At 71.7% G+C, this 18,390-nt stretch carries 17 protein-coding genes; 6 read left to right on the top strand and 11 right to left on the bottom strand.

Going from position 1 to position 18,390, the window contains the following annotated elements; all coding sequences use genetic code 11:
- Positions 1 to 2: 2 nt before the first annotated feature.
- The gene (locus ACQRWP_RS08155) at positions 3 to 1,310 is read right to left on the bottom strand and encodes an RICIN domain-containing protein (RefSeq protein WP_430501527.1); all 1,308 of its coding nucleotides are present in this window, start codon (positions 1,308 to 1,310) and stop codon (positions 3 to 5) included.
- Between the two features lie 157 nt (positions 1,311 to 1,467).
- Here ACQRWP_RS08155 and ACQRWP_RS08150 point away from each other — a divergent pair, with 157 nt between their 5' ends.
- Positions 1,468 to 2,655 carry a spore photoproduct lyase family protein gene (locus ACQRWP_RS08150; protein ID WP_430501526.1) on the top strand — a complete coding sequence of 396 codons (1,188 nt, stop codon included), beginning with the start codon at positions 1,468 to 1,470 and terminating at the stop codon, positions 2,653 to 2,655.
- Between the two features lie 18 nt (positions 2,656 to 2,673).
- Here ACQRWP_RS08150 and ACQRWP_RS08145 read toward each other — a convergent pair whose 3' ends face one another.
- Complete coding sequence (locus ACQRWP_RS08145; protein WP_430501525.1) at positions 2,674 to 3,180, bottom strand: DinB family protein; 507 nt, start codon at positions 3,178 to 3,180, stop codon at positions 2,674 to 2,676.
- Positions 3,181 to 3,243: 63 nt separating this feature from the next.
- Positions 3,244 to 4,092, bottom strand: coding sequence for a M15 family metallopeptidase (locus tag ACQRWP_RS08140; protein WP_430501524.1), 849 nt, complete (start codon positions 4,090 to 4,092; stop codon positions 3,244 to 3,246).
- A gap of 239 nt (positions 4,093 to 4,331) precedes the next feature.
- On the opposite strand from ACQRWP_RS08140, the gene ACQRWP_RS08135 reads away from it, so the two are divergent.
- On the top strand, positions 4,332 to 5,369 hold the full coding sequence (locus ACQRWP_RS08135) for a LacI family DNA-binding transcriptional regulator (RefSeq protein WP_430501523.1): 1,038 nt from the start codon (positions 4,332 to 4,334) through the stop codon (positions 5,367 to 5,369).
- A gap of 135 nt (positions 5,370 to 5,504) precedes the next feature.
- On the opposite strand, the gene ACQRWP_RS08130 is transcribed toward ACQRWP_RS08135, so the two are convergent.
- The 3 genes from ACQRWP_RS08130 to ACQRWP_RS08120 all read right to left on the bottom strand — a co-directional run bounded on the left by ACQRWP_RS08130 (position 5,505) and on the right by ACQRWP_RS08120 (position 8,408).
- Positions 5,505 to 6,353 carry a peptidylprolyl isomerase gene (locus ACQRWP_RS08130; RefSeq protein WP_430501522.1) on the bottom strand — a complete coding sequence of 283 codons (849 nt, stop codon included), beginning with the start codon at positions 6,351 to 6,353 and terminating at the stop codon, positions 5,505 to 5,507.
- 70 nt (positions 6,354 to 6,423) lie between these two features.
- Positions 6,424 to 7,632, bottom strand: coding sequence for a D-alanyl-D-alanine carboxypeptidase family protein (locus ACQRWP_RS08125; RefSeq protein WP_430501521.1), 1,209 nt, complete (start codon positions 7,630 to 7,632; stop codon positions 6,424 to 6,426).
- Between the two features lie 47 nt (positions 7,633 to 7,679).
- On the bottom strand, positions 7,680 to 8,408 hold the full coding sequence (locus tag ACQRWP_RS08120; RefSeq protein WP_430501520.1) for a MerR family transcriptional regulator: 729 nt from the start codon (positions 8,406 to 8,408) through the stop codon (positions 7,680 to 7,682).
- A 166-nt stretch (positions 8,409 to 8,574) separates the two neighbouring features.
- Between ACQRWP_RS08120 and ACQRWP_RS08115 the strand changes: the two genes are divergently transcribed.
- Complete coding sequence (locus tag ACQRWP_RS08115; RefSeq protein WP_430501519.1) at positions 8,575 to 10,857, top strand: ATP-binding cassette domain-containing protein; 2,283 nt, start codon at positions 8,575 to 8,577, stop codon at positions 10,855 to 10,857.
- Between the two features lie 188 nt (positions 10,858 to 11,045).
- On the opposite strand, the gene ACQRWP_RS08110 is transcribed toward ACQRWP_RS08115, so the two are convergent.
- The 5 genes from ACQRWP_RS08110 to ACQRWP_RS08090 form a co-directional block, all read right to left on the bottom strand.
- The gene (locus tag ACQRWP_RS08110) at positions 11,046 to 11,465 is read right to left on the bottom strand and encodes a protein-tyrosine phosphatase family protein (RefSeq protein ID WP_430501518.1); all 420 of its coding nucleotides are present in this window, start codon (positions 11,463 to 11,465) and stop codon (positions 11,046 to 11,048) included.
- A gap of 838 nt (positions 11,466 to 12,303) precedes the next feature.
- Positions 12,304 to 12,864: a hypothetical protein gene (locus tag ACQRWP_RS08105; RefSeq protein ID WP_430501517.1), complete on the bottom strand. Its 561-nt coding sequence runs from the start codon at positions 12,862 to 12,864 to the stop codon at positions 12,304 to 12,306.
- A gap of 644 nt (positions 12,865 to 13,508) precedes the next feature.
- Positions 13,509 to 14,153 (bottom strand): response regulator, encoded by a 645-nt coding sequence (locus ACQRWP_RS08100; RefSeq protein WP_430501516.1) that lies wholly within the window; start codon positions 14,151 to 14,153, stop codon positions 13,509 to 13,511.
- Positions 14,144 to 15,322 carry a sensor histidine kinase gene (locus tag ACQRWP_RS08095; protein WP_430501515.1) on the bottom strand — a complete coding sequence of 393 codons (1,179 nt, stop codon included), beginning with the start codon at positions 15,320 to 15,322 and terminating at the stop codon, positions 14,144 to 14,146. Before ACQRWP_RS08095 ends, ACQRWP_RS08100 begins: the two co-directional genes overlap by 10 nt.
- Before the next feature lie 105 nt (positions 15,323 to 15,427).
- Positions 15,428 to 16,210, bottom strand: coding sequence for a DedA family protein (locus ACQRWP_RS08090; RefSeq protein ID WP_430501514.1), 783 nt, complete (start codon positions 16,208 to 16,210; stop codon positions 15,428 to 15,430).
- Between ACQRWP_RS08090 and ACQRWP_RS08085 the strand changes: the two genes are divergently transcribed.
- The 3 genes from ACQRWP_RS08085 (at position 16,209) to ACQRWP_RS08075 (ending at position 18,346) form a co-directional block, all read left to right on the top strand.
- Positions 16,209 to 16,991, top strand: a complete 783-nt coding sequence (locus tag ACQRWP_RS08085; RefSeq protein ID WP_430501513.1) for a carbon-nitrogen hydrolase family protein — start codon at positions 16,209 to 16,211, stop codon at positions 16,989 to 16,991. The genes ACQRWP_RS08090 and ACQRWP_RS08085 overlap by 2 nt on opposite strands.
- Before the next feature lie 65 nt (positions 16,992 to 17,056).
- Positions 17,057 to 17,860 carry an alpha/beta fold hydrolase gene (locus ACQRWP_RS08080; RefSeq protein WP_430501512.1) on the top strand — a complete coding sequence of 268 codons (804 nt, stop codon included), beginning with the start codon at positions 17,057 to 17,059 and terminating at the stop codon, positions 17,858 to 17,860.
- 45 nt (positions 17,861 to 17,905) lie between these two features.
- Positions 17,906 to 18,346, top strand: coding sequence for a VOC family protein (locus ACQRWP_RS08075; RefSeq protein ID WP_430501511.1), 441 nt, complete (start codon positions 17,906 to 17,908; stop codon positions 18,344 to 18,346).
- Positions 18,347 to 18,390: the final 44 nt, after the last annotated feature.

Raw genomic sequence — 18,390 nt, 5'->3', positions numbered from 1 at the left:
AGCTATGACTGCGGCACCAGCCGGAAGGACTGCGCCGCGGTGCCGTTGCAGGTGTATTGGATGAGCTGGACGCTGTCCGCCGTGGACGCTCCCGGCACGTCGAGACACTTGCCACTGTTGCGGTTGACCAGGCGGTAGTAACCGCCACCCTCGGGCTCGGCCCTCCACTGCTGGTTGTTCCCGCCGCTGTAGGACCAGAGCTGGATGCGTGCCGAGTCGGCGGTCGACCGGTCAGTCACGTCGATCACCTGGGCGCTGTTGTTGCGGTTGTTGACCCGCAGGTACCCGCCGCTGGTCGGCACGAACTGGTACTGCTGCGCGGTGCTGCTGTTGCACGCGTACTGCTGGATGGCCGTGCCGTTCGCGCTGGCCGCGGCCCGGGCGTCCACGCACTTGCCGTTGCCCCGGTTGACCACTGTGTGCCAGGCGGTCGGCGAGATGCCGTCGGACGGCGGGGGCGTGGTCGGTGGGACGGTGCCGACGCCGGCCAGCCAGTGCAGCCCGTCGATCAGCAGCTGGTTCTGTTGCGCGCTGTCGAAGGTGGAGGACAGCCCGGTGTTGGTGCTGTAGTTCATCGCGTTGTGGCCGAAGTTGGCGTAGAGCATCTTGTACTGCCGGTTGCTCCAGACGAGCGGGTAGTAGCCGCCGTACCAGGACTGGTTGGGGTCCGTGCCGACCGGGAAGCTGGACGGGTCGACCGAGGCGAGGATGTCGATGTTGGGGTTCTGCCGCAGGTCGTTGCTCCAGGAGTACCACTCGCTGATCGACGACGGGAACGTCGCCGGGAGGTTCCGGGTGGCGGCGTGGGTGCGGTTGTCGGCGCGCATCGTGACCCGGGTGGGTCCCCAGGTGTTCGTCTGGAACGAGCCGGTGCCGAGGAAGGTGTTGTAGTACCAGCTCCAGCTCGACGGGTTGTCGGTCCACGCGCTGACGTGGAAGCCCAGCCACGCTCCGCCGTTCTGCATGTACTGCTGGAACGCGCCCCGCTGCGCGGCGGGCGGCGCGTCGTCCAGGAACATGACGACCTTGTACTGGGCCAGGTTGGCGGTGTTCAGCAGACCCCAGTTGTTGGTGGCCTCCCAGGAGAAGCCGTGCTGGGCGGCGGCCTGCGGGAACCAGGCCCGGGCGTCCTTGACGAAGTCGATGTGCGCGGCGTCCCAGGTGCCGTTGTAGAAGGCCAGGACCTTGAACGTCGGCGCGGCCTGCGCGCTTCGCGAGGCGTTGACCGCGAGACCGGCGGTCAGCGCGACGACCAGGGCGACGAACAACGACAGGATTCGTCTGGTACGGGAGGAGAGTTCTGCGATCACCTGATCGTCCCTTCGGTCGGGACGCGCGCCGCCGCGTCGATGTGCATCTGTTCACAAGGTTTACAGATAGATGAGAGGTTATGCCGCCGGTTCGGCGGCGTCAATCGCGGGGCGGCCGATCGGGTGGGATTCCTGCGGCAATGGGTACCCCGGCCGGATGACCAGCCCGGACGCCGTCGACGTCGACCAGCCGCTCGCCATGGACGTGCCCGCCGCGCCGCACGACGCCAGCGGCGAACGGGTGCCGACCCGCGACCTGGCCGGCCTCGCGCCGCCGACCCGCCCGGCGCGCCGCTGGACGCCGAGCCGGGTGGTGGCCACCCCCGCCGCGCTCGACCACCCGCACGGCCAACGGATCGTCGAGCGGGTTCGGGCACTCGGCATCGAGGTGGAACACCTGCGCGCCAACCGGCTCACCGGGGTACGCGGGCAGACCGACCGGGAAACCTACGCCCGGGCCAAGTCGACGATGGCGATCGTGGTGAGCCCACCCTCGCGGCGCGTCCTGCAACCCATCGCGCCCAGCGCGGACTGGCGGGTCGACCTGGCCGAGGGCTGCCCGGCGCACTGTCAGTACTGCTACCTCGCCGGATCCCTGTCCGGCCCACCGGTGACCCGGGTGTACGCGGACCTCGACGACATCCTCGCCGGGCTGGCCGCGTACGCCGGGCGTGGAACGGTGACCAGCCGCAGCGCGCGGCGCGCCGACGAGGGCACCACCTTCGAGGCGTCCTGTTACACCGACCCGCTCGCCCTGGAGCACCTGACCGGCAGCTGGCGGCGAGCGGTGCAGCACTTCGCCGACTGGGACGCCCCCGTGCAGTTGCGCTGGACCACCAAGTACGCCGACGTGGAGACCTTCGTGGGGCTGCCACACGCCGATCGGACCCGGGTCCGCTTCAGCGTCAACTGCGCCCCGGTCAGCGAACGGTTCGAGGGCGGCACCGCCCGGGTGCCGGACCGGCTGGCCGCGCTGCGCCGGCTCGCCCTCGACGGCTACCCGGTCGGGCTGACCATCGCGCCGATCATCGCGCTGCCCGGCTGGCGGGAGCACTACGGCGAACTGCTCGACCAGGTCCGCGCGGCGGTCGACGGGGTGCCGGCCCTGGACCTCACCGCCGAGCTGATCACCCACCGGTTCACGCCGGGTAGCAAGGAAGTGCTGCTCGGCTGGTACCCGCGCACCCGGCTGGAGATGGACGAGGAGTCCCGCACCCGCAAGCACGGCAAGTTCGGCGCGGTGAAGTACGTCTACCCGCGTGAGCAGATGACCGAGCTGCGCGACTGGTTCACCGCCGAACTCACCGCCCGTGTGCCGGCCTGCCGGATCCTCTACTGGACCTGACCGCGTCCCTGTCGCGGGCTAGACGCCGACCGTGCCGTCGACGCCCTCGCGGAGAAGATCGGCGTGGCCGTTGTGCCGGGCGTACTCGTGGATCAGGTGCAGCATCACCAGCCGCAGTGACACGGTCTCGCCGGAGCGGGCGTTGAGGCCGGTCACGTCGAGCGACGCGGCGGCCCGCTCGATCCGGCGGGCATGCGCGACCTCACGCTCCCAGGCGTCGAACGCCTCTGCCCGGGTGGCCGAGGTGGCGTCGTACGCCTGCTGGAAGTCGCCGGTCTCCGACCAGACCAACCCGATGTCCTCGCCGTCGATGATTCGCCGGAACCAGGCGCGCTCCACCTCGGCCAGGTGTCGCACCAGGCCGAGCAGGGAGAGCGTGGAGGGCGGCATCGACTGCCGGCGCAGGTCCTCGTCGGACAGACCCTCGCACTTGAGGGCCAGCGTGGCGCGGTGGAAGTCGAGGAAGGCGCGCAGCGTCTCCCGCTCGTCGCCGGTAACCGGGGGGCCGATCCGTTCAGTGGTCATTGAAACGATCATGCCGGATGGCACCGGCGGCTGCGGTGCCGGGCCGCGGGTCAGGGCCGCGGGTCAGCCGACCGAGGAGCGGGCGACCGGGGCGGCGAAGAACGTGTCCGGGTACGGCTCGTCGCGCAGGCTGTAGTGCCACCACTCACGGTCGTAGTTGACGAACCCGGCGTCGGTCATCAGCCGCTGCAACAACCGACGGTTGTCCCGCGCCGTCCCGGTGACCCGGGAGTCGGCGGTGTGCGCCCGCGGGTCGAAACAGTCGAAGCCCGTACCCATGTCGATGCTGTTGTCCGCGAAGCGCTGCCCGCGCGGTGCCGTGCAGGCGACCAGCGGTTGCCCGACCCGGTACGGAGGTTGGCTGGCGGCGGGATCGTCGACCAGTGTCAGGTCCAGGGTGCTGCCGCGGCTGTGTGCGGTGGGCGCACCGATGTAACCGTCGGCGAAGAGCTTGCTCTTGGCCACGTCCGGGTAGAACTCGGCCTTGGTCTGCTGCTCACCGGGGCGCTTCGACCAGGCGACGAAGTCGTCCACCGCCGGTTGCGGGCGGTAGCAGTCGTACACCTTGAGGCTGTGCCCACCGGCCAGCGCGGCGTCCTGTACGCGGCGCAGCGCCTCGGCCGCTTGCCGGGTGAGCAGGCACAGCGGCTCGCGGTAGCCGGTGATCGGCCGGCCGACGAAGTTGTGCGGGGTGGCGTAGCGGATATCGGCGTGGATGCGCGCGTCGAGGTCGGTCAGCACCACGAACCCCGGCAGCGGGGCTGCCACGGAGGTGGACGGGGTCGGCGCGGGTGTGGGTGTGGGGCTCGCCGACGTCGGCTGCGGCGCGGCCGGCGAGGGGCGGGGCTCCGGCCGTGAGCAGCCGCCGAGCAGCGCGGCGAGCGCGAACACGACGGCCAGGCGGTAGCGCACGAGTCCTGTCTATCAGCCCCACTGGGGCCACCATCCCAGGATCCACGTCGTCCATCGGCCGAAAGTAACCGGAAAAACTCCGGAACTTTTCCGCAACTCTAGCGAAGCTTCGGTCGACCTGGCATGTCGTCAACCCCCGTCGGTGAGGCAAGATGGCGCGTGGGACGGGCACGCCGTTTCGGGACACACGGTGGGCGACGCCTGGTGGTCGTTCCTCCGGCTCGGTGAAGGAGACGCGGGTGGGCGCGGACGACGGACGCAGGGTGACCATCACCGCGATCGCACGGGAGGCCGGGGTGTCGGTGCCGACCGTGTCCCGGGTGCTCAACGGGCGCTCCGATGTGGCCCCGGACACCCGGGAGCGGGTCGAGGAGCTGTTGCGCCACCACGGCTACCGGCGCCGCACCAGCCGCAGCGTTCGCCGCGCCGGTCTCGTCGACCTGGTCTTCAACGACCTGGACAGCCCGTGGGCCGTGGAGATCATCCGGGGCGTGGAGGATGTCGGGCACGGCGCGGGCGTCGGCACCGTGGTCTCCGCGATCCACCGGCAGCCCACCGCGGCCCGGCAGTGGTTGCAGAACCTGCGCACCCGGGCCACCGACGGCGTCATCTTCGTGACCTCGCACCTGAGCCCGCCGCTGCACGCGCAGCTGCGTCGCCTCAACGTGCCGGTGGTGGTCGTCGACCCGGCCGGGGTGCCGGCCATGGACGTTCCGACGATCGGCGCCACCAACTGGGCCGGCGGGCTCGCCGCGACCGAACATCTGCTCGCGATCGGGCACCGGCGCATCGGTTTCGTGGCCGGGCCGACGCACCTGCTGTGCAGCCGGGCCCGGCTCGACGGTTACCGGGCCGGGCTGGAGGCCGCCGGGGTGCCGGTGGACGACAAGCTGATCTACCCGGGCGACTTCTACCACGCCTCCGGGTTCGCCGGCGGGACCGCGCTGCTCGACCTCGCCGACCCGCCGACCGGCATCTTCGCCTCCAGCGACCAGATGGCCTTCGGCGTCTACGAGGCCATCCGGCGCCGCGGGCTGCGCGTCCCGGACGACGTGAGCGTGGTCGGTTTCGACGACCTGCCGGAAGCCCGCTGGGCCTCACCGCCGCTGACCACCGTGCGCCAACCGTTGGTCGAGATGGGACGGTTGGCGGCCCGGACCGTGCTGCGCCTGGCCCAGGGCGAGGGCATCGACTCGCCCCGGGTGGAACTCGCCACCGAATTGGTCGTTCGGGACAGCACCGCCGCCCCGCCGACCGGGTCGCCCGCGTCGGCGTGACGGCCGGAACTGCGTGGGAAACCGGTTGGGCCGGTTCCGGTCCGTTCCCGAAAATTCCGGCCGGGCCGCGCGTGATCAAGGCTCACCCACCGTGGGCGCGGTGAGCGACCGACGGTCACCCACCGCGCCGCGCGGTCAGTGGTGGTGGTGCCAGCGGACGGCCTTGCGGATGGTCACCGGCAGTGCGGGCGCGCCGTCGACCGGCGCCGGGTCCTCGGCGGTCGGTGCCACTCCCCCGGCGGCGATCCGGTCCAGGGTGGCCAGGCCGGCCCCGTCGACCTCGCCGAAGATCGTGTAGTTGGGGCGCAGCGCGGAGTTGGCGTAGACCAGGAAGAACTGGCTGCCGTTGGTGTCCGGCCCGGCGTTGGCCATGGCCAGCACACCCCGGGCGTACACCCGGCGCTCCCCGGTCGGGTCGGTGGGCGCGGGCGGCAGGTCGGTCGGCAACTCGTCGCGGTACCGGTAGCCCGGGCCGCCCTCACCGGTGCCGGACGGGTCACCGCACTGCAACACGCTCAGCGTCGGGTACGCGGTGAGCCGGTGGCACGGGGTGCGGTCGTAGAACCGCTTGCTCACCAGGTGCAGGAAGCTCTGCACCGTGCACGGCGCGGCGGCCCGGTCCACTGTCAACCCGATCGGCCCGTGGTTGGTCGCCAGGGTCACCCGGACGCTGCCCCGGGCCGGGGTGCGTCGCGGGTCGGGCGGCAGCGGCACCGGCCGGGCCGCGGGTTCGTCCGGGGTCTCGGTGTACGCGCACGGGCCGTGGGTGGTGCGGGGCGGTCGGGTGGCGGTGTCGACAGCGGCGGGCGACGCGGCGGAGACGCGCTCGGCGTCGGCCGACGGGCCCGGCGCGGCGAGCGCGGTGGCGGACGCGCCGACGACCAGCGTCCCGGCGAGCACGGTCACCCCCGCGAGGCGGGTCAGGGCGCGCACCGGCCGGCGGGGTGCCGCCGTTGCGGGGCGCGGTTCGAGTTCACTCGACACAGAGATCCTCCTGGACTGGTGGTGCCAGAAAGACCGGAGTCTATGGAGGGCAGCGCCCGATGTCGATCCGTCAGGGCATCCGACGGCGACGCCGCCACAGCAGGCCGCCCAACAACGCCACCACCGTCGCGCCGCTCACCGCGGTCACCGACCAGAGCCACCCCGAGCCGGTACGCGCGGGCCCGCTGGCCGCCGCCGGTCGGGGCGCGCCGGGTGCCGCCAGCGCGGACGGCGCCGCCGACGGGGTGGCGGTCAGCTCGCCGGGCTCGACCAGTCGACCCACGGCGGCGTCCCGCGGCAGCGTGAAGCCCCAGTCCAGGAGGGCCGCGCCCTGCTCCCAGCCGCGTAATGGTGCCGATTCGGCGCCCAGCAGGGTCACCACCAGCCGCCGCCCGCCGCGTTCCGCCGCCCCCACGTAGGTGTGCCGGGCCAGGTCGGTGAAGCCGGTCTTGCCGCCGAGCGCTCCCGGGTACCGGTAGATCAGCTGGTTCTCGTTCTGGATCTCGAAGCCCTTGGTGCGTTGCGCCCGCTGGACCGGAATCGACGTCTGCTCGGTCAGCGCGTACCGGCGGAAGGTCGGCTCAGCGAAGCAGGCCCGGGCGATCAGCGCCAGGTCGTACGCGCTGGTGAACTGCCCCTTGCCGTCCAGCCCGGACGGGGTGACCGCGTGCGTCTGGAGCGCGCCCAGGTGGTGCGCCTGCTCGTTCATGGCGCGCACGCCGGCGGCGCTGTCCGTCCCGCTGCCGAGCCGGGCCAGCGCGTTGGCGGCCTCGTTGCCGGAGTTGAGCAGCAACCCGAGCCAGATGGTCTCGATGGTGTACCGGCCGCCCGCGACCAGGCCCACGGCCGAGGAGCCAGGTTCGATGTTCAAGTCCGCGTCGGTGACGGTGACCGTCTGCTTCGGGTCTAGCTTGGGCAGCATGGTGGCCGCCAGCAGCAGCTTCTGCACGCTCGCCGGTGTGCCGTACTCGTGGGGGCCGCAGCCGCCGAGCACCTGGCCGCTGTCCAGGTCGGCGACCAGCCACGACGTGGCGGTGACCCTCGGTGGCGTGGCGACGCCGGCCGGCACGGCCAGGCCGGCCGTGTCCAACGCCGCGCCGCCGATCATCCGTTGCTCGGGGACGGCGGGCGGGGGCGACGGCCGGGGTGGGCGGGACGCCGCTGGCGCCGGGACCCGGGGACAGCGCACCGTCGGCGCGGCGGACGCTCCCGTCGCACCGACCGGCACGGGAGCGAGCAGGACGGCGGACGTCGTGGCCGCCAGCAGCGCAGCTCTCATGTGCCCGACCCTAGTCAGGAAGATCGCCCGGCGGGACGGGATGCCGGTCAACTCGCGTCGCCGCGACCGCGCAGGTAGTCGTGCAGGGCGGCGCTGCCCCGCAGCCGGCGCAGGCTGCGGACGTGCAGCTCCTGCTCGCGGCGGGCAAGCTCCGCGCGGACCCGCTGAGCGCTGCCGGTGGTCCGCAGTTCGCCCAGCACCGCGGCGATGATCTCGAAGGGGTACGCGCCCCGGCGCAGCAACGCGATGACCTGCGCCGCGCGTAGCTCCGCCTCGTCGTACACCCGGTAGTTGGTGCCCGGGGTGCGGCCCGGCCGCAGCAGTTCGCGCTCCTCCCACAACCGCAGCTGCGACTTCCGGACGCCGACCAGTTTGGCGACCTCGCCAATGCGGGCGCCGTGGCGTGGCGCGGGCCGCGCCGCCGGTGGGCTGGCCAGCACGGTCTCGAAGGCGCCGAGCACCCGGCGGATCTCGGCGCGTTCCCGGTCCAGCTCGGCATGGCCGCCGTCGAGCGCCGCCAGGGCCGCCGGCAGGTCACCCTTGTGCACCGCCGCCATGATCTCCCGGGTACGGCTCCAGCCGTGCCCCTCGGCCAACCGCCGCGCCACGCTCAGCGCCCGGGCGTGCTCGCTGGTGAAGATCCGGTAGCCGCTGGCGGTGCGGCGCACCGGCGGCAGCACCCCCAGGTCGACGTAGTTGCGCACCTGCTGCACCGAGATCCCGACGGTGGCCGCCAGGTCGACGGCGCGCAGCCGATCCTTCGAGGCGACGTCCACGTGAGCCACCGTACCGCTTACGACGTGATTTGAGACTTTCCCGGACGTAGCGCTGGAGCCTGCGCTCGGACCTCGGCAGAACTGTCTACATGGGGATGAATGAGACAATGGAACCCGCCAGTGCCCGGCGGGGCGAAGTCCCGCCACGATTCCGTGAAGGGTTCGTATGTCGCAGCCAGCATGGTCCGCCGCCGACAGCCACGACATGATCGAGGTACGCGGGGCGCGGGAGAACAACCTCGCCGACGTCTCGGTCGACATCCCCAAACGCCGGCTGACCGTCTTCACCGGTGTCTCCGGGTCGGGCAAGTCGTCGCTGGTCTTCGGCACCATCGCCGCCGAGTCCCAGCGCATGATCAACGAGACCTACAGTGCGTTCCTCCAGTCGTTCATGCCGAACCTCAACCGGCCGGACGTCGACTCGCTACGCAACCTCAGCGCGGCCATCGTCGTCGACCAGGAACGGATGGGGGTCAACTCCCGCTCCACCGTCGGCACCGCCACCGACGCGTACGCCATGCTGCGGATCCTCTTCAGCCGCCTCGGCCAGCCGTCCATCGGCGGCGCCGGGGCGTTCAGCTTCAACCTGCCCGAGGGCATGTGCCTCACCTGCGAAGGGCTGGGCCGGGTCTCCGACCTCGACGTCAACGAGCTGGTCGACGTCGAGCGCTCCCTCAACGACGGCGCGATCACCGTGCCCAACTTCGCTGTCGGCTCCTGGTACTGGCAGACCATCGTCGGCTCCGGTCTGTTCGACCCGGACGTCAAACTCCAGGACTTCACCCCGCAACAGTGGGAGGACTTCCTGCACAAGCCGGCCACCAAGATCAAGGTGGGCAGCAACAACTGGACGTACGAAGGGCTGGCGGTCAAGGTCAAGCGGCTCCTCCTGGCCAAGGACCGCGAGTCGATGCAACCGCACATCCGCGCCTTCGTCGATCGGGCGGTCACCTTCACCAGTTGCGGCGACTGCGGCGGCACCCGACTCAACGCGGCGGCCCTGTCGTCACGCATCGCCGGGCACAACATCGCCGACTGCTCGGCCATGCAGATCAGTGATCTGGCCGCGTTCGTCCGCACCGTCGACGACCCGGCGGCCGCGCCACTCGTCGCCAACCTTCGCGACCTGCTGGACTCCCTGGTCGAGATCGGTCTGGGCTACCTCAGCCTGGACCGTGAGTCCGCGACCCTCTCCGGCGGCGAGGCGCAACGGGTGAAGATGGTCCGGCACCTCGGCTCCAGCCTCTCCGACGTCACGTACGTCTTCGACGAACCCACCGTCGGCCTGCACCCGCACGACATCGCCCGGATGAACGACCTGCTGCTGCGGCTACGCGACAAGGGCAACACCGTGCTGGTGGTGGAACACAAACCGGAGACCATCGCCATCGCCGACCACGTGGTCGATCTCGGACCGGGCGCCGGCACCGACGGTGGTCGGATCTGCTTCACCGGCGACATCCCCGGCCTGCGCCGCTCCGACACGCTCACCGGGCGGCACCTCGACCACCGGGTGACAGTGCGCGAGGCGGTACGCCGACCCACCGGGCAACTCGCCATCCGCCAGGCCGACCTGCACAACCTGCGCGACGTGGACGTGGACATCCCGCTCGGGGTCCTCACCGTGGTCACCGGTGTGGCCGGCTCCGGCAAGAGCTCACTGATCCACGGGTCGCTGCGCGGCCGGTCCGGGGTCGTCATCGTCGACCAGTCCCCGATCCGTGGCTCACGACGCAGCAACCCGGCCACCTACAGCGGACTACTCGACCCGATCCGCACCGCCTTCGCCAAGGCCAACGGAGTCAAGGCCGCGCTGTTCAGCGCCAACTCCGAGGGCGCCTGCCCGGCCTGCAAGGGGATCGGGCTCATCTACACCGACCTGGCGATGATGGCCGGCGTCGCGAGCGTCTGCGAACGATGCGAGGGGCGACGCTTCACCGACGAGGTGCTCACGTACACGCTGCGCGGCAAGAACATTCACGAGGTGCTGACCATGTCCGTCACCGAGGCGCACGCGTTCTTTCCGCACGTCATTCTCGGTCGGTTGGTCGACGTCGGGCTGGGCTACCTCAGCCTCGGCCAGCCACTGACCACCCTGTCGGGCGGGGAGCGGCAGCGACTCAAGCTCGCCATCCACCTGGCCGAGAAGACCACCACGTACGTCCTGGACGAGCCGACCACGGGCCTGCACCTGGCCGACGTGGACCAACTGTTGGCCCTGCTCGACCGAATGGTCGACGCCGGAAACACGGTGATCGTCATCGAGCACCACCAGGCGGTCATGGCACACGCCGACTGGCTCATCGACCTCGGCCCCGGCGCCGGCCACGACGGTGGCCGCATCGTCTTCACCGGCACACCGGCCGAGTTGATCGCCACCGGCGACACCCTCACCGCCAAGCACCTCCGCGAGTACGTCAACGACCCGGCGGTGGTCGGCCAGGGCTGACACCGCTACCCCGAGGCCGGCCGAAGCGCTGCGCACGACGCCACGGGCGGCCAGCACAGACGGCCGGCACGGGCGGGCGGGGCGGACGGCCGGCGCGGGTGGCCGGGGCGGACGGCCGGCACGGGTGGCCGGGGCGGGCGGGGCGGGTGGCCGGGGCGGACGGCGGTGGTCCGGCGCTCCGGCGGCGGTCAGGAGACGCGGCGCAGCCAGCGCCGCTGCCAGGGGGTCTCCACCGCCTTCGGGTGGTAGCCGGCCCGAACAAACGGCACCGCCCGCTCGACCGGCAGACCGTCGAGGATCGCCAGCGCGGCCAGGGCCGTTCCGGTACGACCCACCCCGCCCCGACAGGCCACCTCGACACGTTCACCGTCGTGGGCCCGTCGCAGCGCCTCCCGCAGGACGTCGAGGGCTTCGGCGCGGTCGAGCGGCACCCAGAAATCGGGCCACCGGATCCGCCGGTGCGGCCAGGCCGGGTTCGGACCACGGGCCAGCAGCACGGCGAAGTCGGCGGGCGAGGTCGCGGCAGCGACGCGGCGCCCGCGCACCATCGCCCCACTGGGGAGTACGAGTACGCCCGACTGCTCGGACCACGGCTGCGCGTCAGTCACCCGAACATTGTGCCGCCACGCCCTGACGATGAGCACAGACAGCGCCGCCCCCGGCCGGTAGGACGGGGGCGGCGCTGGTGTCGGTGTGCAGGTCGCCTCTCGGCGAGTGGCACGACGCGGCTCCAGCCGAACGGTATTCCGCGAAGGCGATATTAGGTGAGGCCCGGGGACACTGAGTCACACCGACACCCTCCACAACCAGCCCGCACCCCGCGTTGTTCCCCCGCCCCCGCCCCGCCCACCGTTCCGTTCGGCCGTCTCGCCGCCCCGCCCACCCGATCGCACCGCCCGGCCGTCCCGCCGCCCCGCAGTCACACTGCCCCCTCCCCCCGTGCGTGCCGCGCCGCTGGCTACGGCCGCTCCACTCCCGCCACACCGCTGGCTGGCGGCGGTCGATCGGCGGCCTCAACGCCCAGTCGCCCCGCGGGGCCGAATGCCGTCAGGCTCATCGCTGCACCGCCGGTCGCCTCACGACCACGACACCCACCATCGCGCCGCGATTCGGCCATGCCCCGCGAGATCTTGGACAGTTTCCGTTCGTGCGGCGGGCCTGCGGAACGGAAAGTGTCCAAGATCTGCTGGCAGCCACCGACCGAACCGCGCCATCCGCTTCCGGCCGGCACCCAGCGGCGTGGCATCCACTTTCGGCGCACACTCAGCGGCGTCCCGCGGGCACCCAGCGGCGCGGCATCCGCTTCCGGCGGGCGGCGGCGCGGCATCCGCAATCACTGACCAGTGACATGTGCCTGCCGCACGGCGGAGACGGAAGTGCCGCTGGCCGGCACCCCGGGGTTGCGGGTGCCGGCCAGCGGTTGGTCTTACCGTTTGTGGTGCGGGGTCAGCTGTTCCAGTGCTGGCCAACCAGGTCGGTGGCCTGCTGCTCCCACTGGGCGTAGGCGTCCGGGTAGGCCGACACCTGCACCGTCTGCGCCGCCTCGGTCAGCGGCATGTCCTGCCAACCATCAACCTGCTTCAGACCCTTCAGAAACGCGGTGGTCGAGTACTCAGGGTCGGTGATCTGCTCCGGCGTACCCCAACCACTGGACGGGCGCTGCTGGAACAAGCCCAGCGAGTCGTGGTCGTTCATGTCGCCCAGGTGACCGAGGTTCTCCAGCTTCGACTCCTGCAGGCTCGTCGCGATCGAGATGACCGCGGCCCGCTCCGGCAGGCCCGCCTTCTTCGTGGCGGCGATGATCGCCTTCACGTTCGCGGTCTGCTCGTCGTTGAGGGTGATGCGGGACTGCTCGCCCTGCGGCTTCGACGCCGACTGCTGCACTGCCACGGCGACGGGCTTGCCCTCGGCCGGGGCGGCGTGGGCGGCGATCGGGCCGGCGAAGACACCACCGGCGAACGCGAGACCAGCAACAGACAGCATGCTCTTACGGAAGATCGTGTTCATGAGGGGTAGCTCCTTCGGGGGTAGGACACCCGAACCGCGCCAAGGGGGGCGGCGGCAGGGTGTGAGCACCTCGTCCGGCGCTGCAACATACAAAGGGGAAGAAGTCTGGGGGGGTGACGCCCTGTCGGGCGTCGGGTCGGCGACCTAGCGAGCGGGGGCTCGTGGCGCCGGGTCCAGATGTAACGACCGGGGGGCCGAGGTCATTCCGGGTTGGCCCATCCATCGGCACCCTCATCGTGGCGGTGCCAGGCGATCGGTCGTCGGGACTGCAACGACCGGGTGCGGGCCGGCATTCCAACCTGCGCGACCAGCCCCCAGCGGTCGGGCGGCCGGTCGGTGGTACTGCGATCGTCAGGATATGCAACGACCCCGACCCCGCCATGATTCCAACCTGAGGGTGCGCCCGGTCACCACCCACAACCACCCACCCACGGACAAACCACTCACACACGTCGGGCCCGCGGCGTTCAATCGCCCCTCACGCGCGTGATCCACTCGCGTTCACGGAAGTCGGGGCATCCCGGACGCCGGAAACACCCGACATCAAGGAACCCGAGTCGATCATGTCGGCTCTGCCCGCGCCGGCCGGCTTCCGATGGGCGGAGAGATCGGCGGGCGGCGAGCCGGCGGCTTTCCTGAGCGGATCAGGTGCCCAGGTAGCGCACGACCGCGAGGATTCGCCGGCTGTAGCCCGTGGTGTGCGCGAGGTCGAGTTTGTCGAAGATGGCGTTCACATGCTTCTCGACCGCGCTCTGCGATACGTGCAGCCGCTGGGCGATGGCGAGATTCGTGTGCCCCTGGGCCATCTCGTGCAGTACGTCCCGTTCCCGTGGCGTCAGCCGACCGAACGGATCGGGCCGGTCCGAGCCGGCCACCACCTGACGGACCACCTCCGGGTCGAGGGCGGTGCCTCCGGCGGCGACCCGGTCGAGTGCGTCGAGGAAGTCGTCCACCTGGGCGACCCGGTCCTTGAGCAGGTAGCCGACCCCCTCGGGGCGGTCCGCGAGCAGCCGCCCGGCGTAACGCCGCTCCACGTACTGGGAGAGCACGAGGACGCCGGTGTCGGTCCACCGACGACGGATCTCCAGGGCGGCCCGTAGCCCGTCATCGGTGTGGTTGGGTGGCATCCGGACGTCGGTGACGACCACGTCGGGACGGGATCGTCCGACCGCCTCGACAAGCTGGTCGGCGGTCCCGACCGCCGCGAGCACCTCGTGCTCCTCGTCGGCGAGCAGCCGCGTCAGGCCCTCCCGGAGCAGCGTCGAGTCTTCGGCGAGGACTAGTCGCACGGCAGTTGCGCCAGCACTGTCGTCGGACCGCCGGCCGGACTGGTCACGAGCAGGCGGCCGTCCAGCGCGGCCACCCGCCGCGCCAGCCCGGACAACCCGCGCCCGGTCGGGTCCGCCCCGCCGACACCGTCGTCGTGCACGCGCATCCGGATCCACCCATCCCGTACTCCGATATCGACCGTGACCAGGGTAGCGGCGGCGTGCTTCGCGGCGTTGGTGAGCGCCTCGCAGGCCACGAAGTACAGCACCGTCTCGACCTGCCGCTCGGGGCGGACCGGCAGCTCGCAGCGGATCCGCACCGGCACCTCGGATCCGCGGGCGACGATGGCCAGGACCTCGCCCAGATCGCTGTCGTCCAGCGCTGACGGGTAGACCCGCCACGCCACCTCGCGTAACTCTCCGATGGCCCGCTGCACGTCCTCGTGTGCCTGCGCGAGCAGTGCGTGTGTGCGGTCGGCGTCGCGGGCGCGCCGGGCCCGGCCGAGCAGCATGCCCAGGGCGACCAGCCGCTGTTGGAGGCCGTCATGCAGGTCGCGTTCGATGCGCTGCCGTTCGGCGTCGACGGCGGCGATGACCCCGGCCCGACTGGCGGTCAGCTCGTGGACCCGCCGCGTCAGTTCCGCCCGACTTCCCGGCCCGAGCAGTCGTCGCGCCAGCCGGATGTCCAGCGCGGCGATGCTGGCAACGGCCTGAACGTTGAGCAGTAACAGCACCGCCCCGACGGCGATCTGGGAAAGGGCGTCGGGAAGGGTCAGCTCTCCGCGAACCGCCGCGCGCAGCACGATCCCGGCCAGCACCACGCCGACGCCGAGCACGGCGTATGCCAGCAGGGCGAGCGTGCCGGGTATCAGTCGGGCGGCCAGGTAGCCGATCTGCCGCCGGGTCGCCACGGTGTTCGGCACGGGCAGATCCTCCGCGGCGAGCAGCCCGGCGAGGCGGCGATGTTCCATCCGCACCAGCCGGCCCCCGTACCGGTCGGTCAGGCCAGCAACCCGACGGCCGGCCGCAGGCGCGACCGCGCGCACGCTGGATGCGGCGGCCGCGACGACGAGGAAGGCGAACTCGACGGCGGCCGTCGCGATCCCGACGGCGACGCCGAGAGGCAGCCGGAGCCGAAACCACCATTTGCCGGTTCGCCGCTCCCCCACCACCTCGCCCGCCTTCCGCACCGCGTCTGTTCCCCCTTGCTCTGCGTCAATTGACCCGCCCGCCCGCAGGCGACCCCGGGTGGCGCGTGGGGTGAGGCAGAGCAAAGGAAACCAGAAGGGGGCTGGCTAGCGCTCGTCCGAGGCCCAGGTTCCGCTTCGGTAGAGGGTGCCGCGACCGCCCGGGTCGGGCATCCCGTTCGGTACGCTCTGCTCGGGTTCGGTCGACTCGGGGTTCCGGGCGGCGCGTCGGGCTTTCAGCACGCGGGACCCGACGAACCAGGCGGCCGCCGCCACGCAGACCACGATCACCACTTTCTGAAGCGTGCCGACGTAGCCCTCGACGAGGTGCCAGTTGTCGCCCAGCAGGTAGCCGGCGAGCACGAAGGTGGTGTTCCAGATCAGGCTGCCCAGCGTGGTGTAGAGCAGGAACGTGGTCACCGGCATCCGCTCCACGCCGGCCGGAATGGAGATCAGACTCCGGAAGATCGGGATCATCCGGCCGAAGAAGACCGCCTTCACACCGTGCCGCAGGAACCACGCCTCGGTCCGGTCCACGTCGCTGAGCTTGACCAGGGGAAGCCGGGACACGATGGCGCGCATCCGGTCGCGCCCCAGGGCCGCGCCGATCAGGTAGAGCGCGAGCGCGCCCACCACCGAGCCCAGCGTGGTCCAGAAGATCGCACCGACCAGACTCATCCGTCCCTGCGCGGCGACGAACCCGGCCAGCGGCAGGATCACCTCACTGGGGATCGGCGGGAAGAGGTTCTCCAACGCCACCGCCAGGCCGGCACCCGGCCCGCCGAGTCGTTCCACCAGGTCAGTGACGTAGCCGACGATCCCGTCCTGTGGTGGCTCCGCTGCTGCGGCGGGGGTTCCGGTGGCGAACACGGCGTGGGACGTTCGAATCATGCGCCCACGTTACGAAGTCATCCTGAGAGCCGACCATGAGGCCGACCGCCCGACCGCGCGGGTCGACCACACCGGTGGGGGTGCGGAAAGCCGCACCCCGCTGCGGCTCGCGGTGGTCCAGCCGCCGTGCGTACCCCTGGATGTCGCGGCAAACGCGCGGGCGCACGCCGCCGCGGTCCGCGCGGCGCGCGCCCAGGTGGTGGTCTTTCCGGAGCTGTCGCTGACCGGGTACGAGCTGGACGCGCCGGTCGTGTCGGCCGACGACCCGCGGTTGGCGCCGCTGGTCGAGGCGTGCGCCGAGGCAGGTGCGCTGGCCCTGGTCGGCGCGCCGGTCAGCGGCGAGCACATCGCGATGCTGGCGGTGACCGGCGGCGGTGCGACGGTGGCGTACCGGAAGATGTGGCTGGGGGACGCGGAGGCCCGCCGGTTCCGGCCCGGCGATGCCCCGGTCGTGCTCGATGTGGACGGTTGGCGGGTGGGGCTGGCGATCTGCAAGGACACCGGCGTGGCCACGCACGCGGAGCGGACGGCCGCGCTCGGGATCGACGTGTACGCGGCGGGCGTCCTGGAGTCGACAGGCGACGCCGTCGTGATAGACGAGCGGGCGCACCGCACCGCCACCGCGCACCGGGTCTGGGTGGCAGTGGCGAGCTTCGCCGGGTCGACCGGCGGTGGCTACACCGAGGCGGCGGGGCGGTCGGGCGTCTGGACGCCGGACGGCGAGGTGTACGCCCGCGCGGGCACCGAACCGGGCGAGTCGGTCAGCGTCAGCATCGGTTGACTGGGCAGTCGACGTCGGACCCGTCCCCTAGCGTGGGGCAGCGTCAATGACACGAGGAGGAGCGCATGGACGAGGCCGCGACGACCGGCACGGTCCGCTCGGCGGACGGCACCACCATCGCCTACGAGCGCAGCGGCGCCGGTCCTGCGGTGATCCTGGTGGATGCGGCGGGCGGGTTCCGCGAGATGGGCCCGATGAGGTCGCTGGCGGCCCACCTGGCCGAGGAGTTCACCGTGCTGACCTATGACCGGCGGGGCCGGGGGCAGAGCTCCGACACGTCGCCGTACGCGCCACAGCGGGAGGTCGAGGATCTACGGGCCCTGATCGAGGACGCGTCCGGCGGTTCGGCAGCCCTCTACGGTTTCTCCTCGGGGGCGGTGCTGGCGCTGCTCGCCGCGACCGGCGGCCTGCCGGTCACCCGGCTGGCCCTGCTGGAGCCGCCGTTCGCGCAGGACGAGCAGTCGACGGACGATCCGGGCCTGGCCGCGGACATCACCGGGCTGGTCGCCGCCGGCCGTCCGGGCGATGCGATGCTGCATTTCCAGCGCAGCATCGGCGTGCCCGCGGAGTTCATCGACGGGATGCGCGACGGGCCGGGCTGGCCGGCCATGGAGGCCCTGGCGCACACTCTGGTGTACGACCTCACCCTGCTCACGGCCCTACCTGCCGAGGCACTGACCGCACTCACGATCCCGACACTGGTGCTCGACAGTGCGCAGAGCGATGCACGGCTGCACGGCTGGGCACGGGAGGTGGCCGAAGCGCTGCCAACGGGGCGGCACCGGACGCTGCCCGGCGAGTGGCACGGTGTTTCGGTTGACGTGCTGGCACCGGTGCTCGCCGACCATTTCTCCGGCCGCGCCGACTGAACGCGACGCCTGGCACCTGTCGGACGTCTCGGGCAGGATCGGGCCATGAGCACTGTCCCCTCCCGCCTGTCAGTTGTCACACTGGGAGCACGCGACGTCGCCGCGCTGCGGTCGTTCTACCGGTCGTTGGGGTGGCCCGAGCTGCCGGCCAGTGACGACGGCTGGTCGGCCTTCCTGCTCGGTGGTGTGCTGTTCGCGCTCTACCCGCTGCCGGAGTTGGCCGCCGAGGCGGCGCCGGGCGTGCCCGCGCCAGCCGGTGGTTGGTCCGGCGTCACCCTGGCCTGCAATGTCGACAGCCCGGAGCAGGTCGACGCGGCGTTCGCGGCGGCCGTCGCGGCGGGGGCGACGGTGGTGGCGGAGCCGACCGACCGGTCCTGGGGTGGGCGCTCCGGCTACATCGCCGACCCGGAGGGCAACCGCTGGGAGATCGCCTGGGCGGGCACCGCCCGCTTCGACGAGCGCGGCGCTCTTCTCTCCTTTGGCTGAGTGCGGTCTTTGCGCGGCGGCGATGACCTTGAAATGCTTTGAGA

Origin of the sequence: Micromonospora trifolii, from assembly GCF_050516465.1 — a bacterium.
Lineage (GTDB): Bacteria > Actinomycetota > Actinomycetes > Mycobacteriales > Micromonosporaceae > Micromonospora > Micromonospora trifolii.
This window is presented reverse-complemented; position numbering and strand designations above follow the sequence as displayed.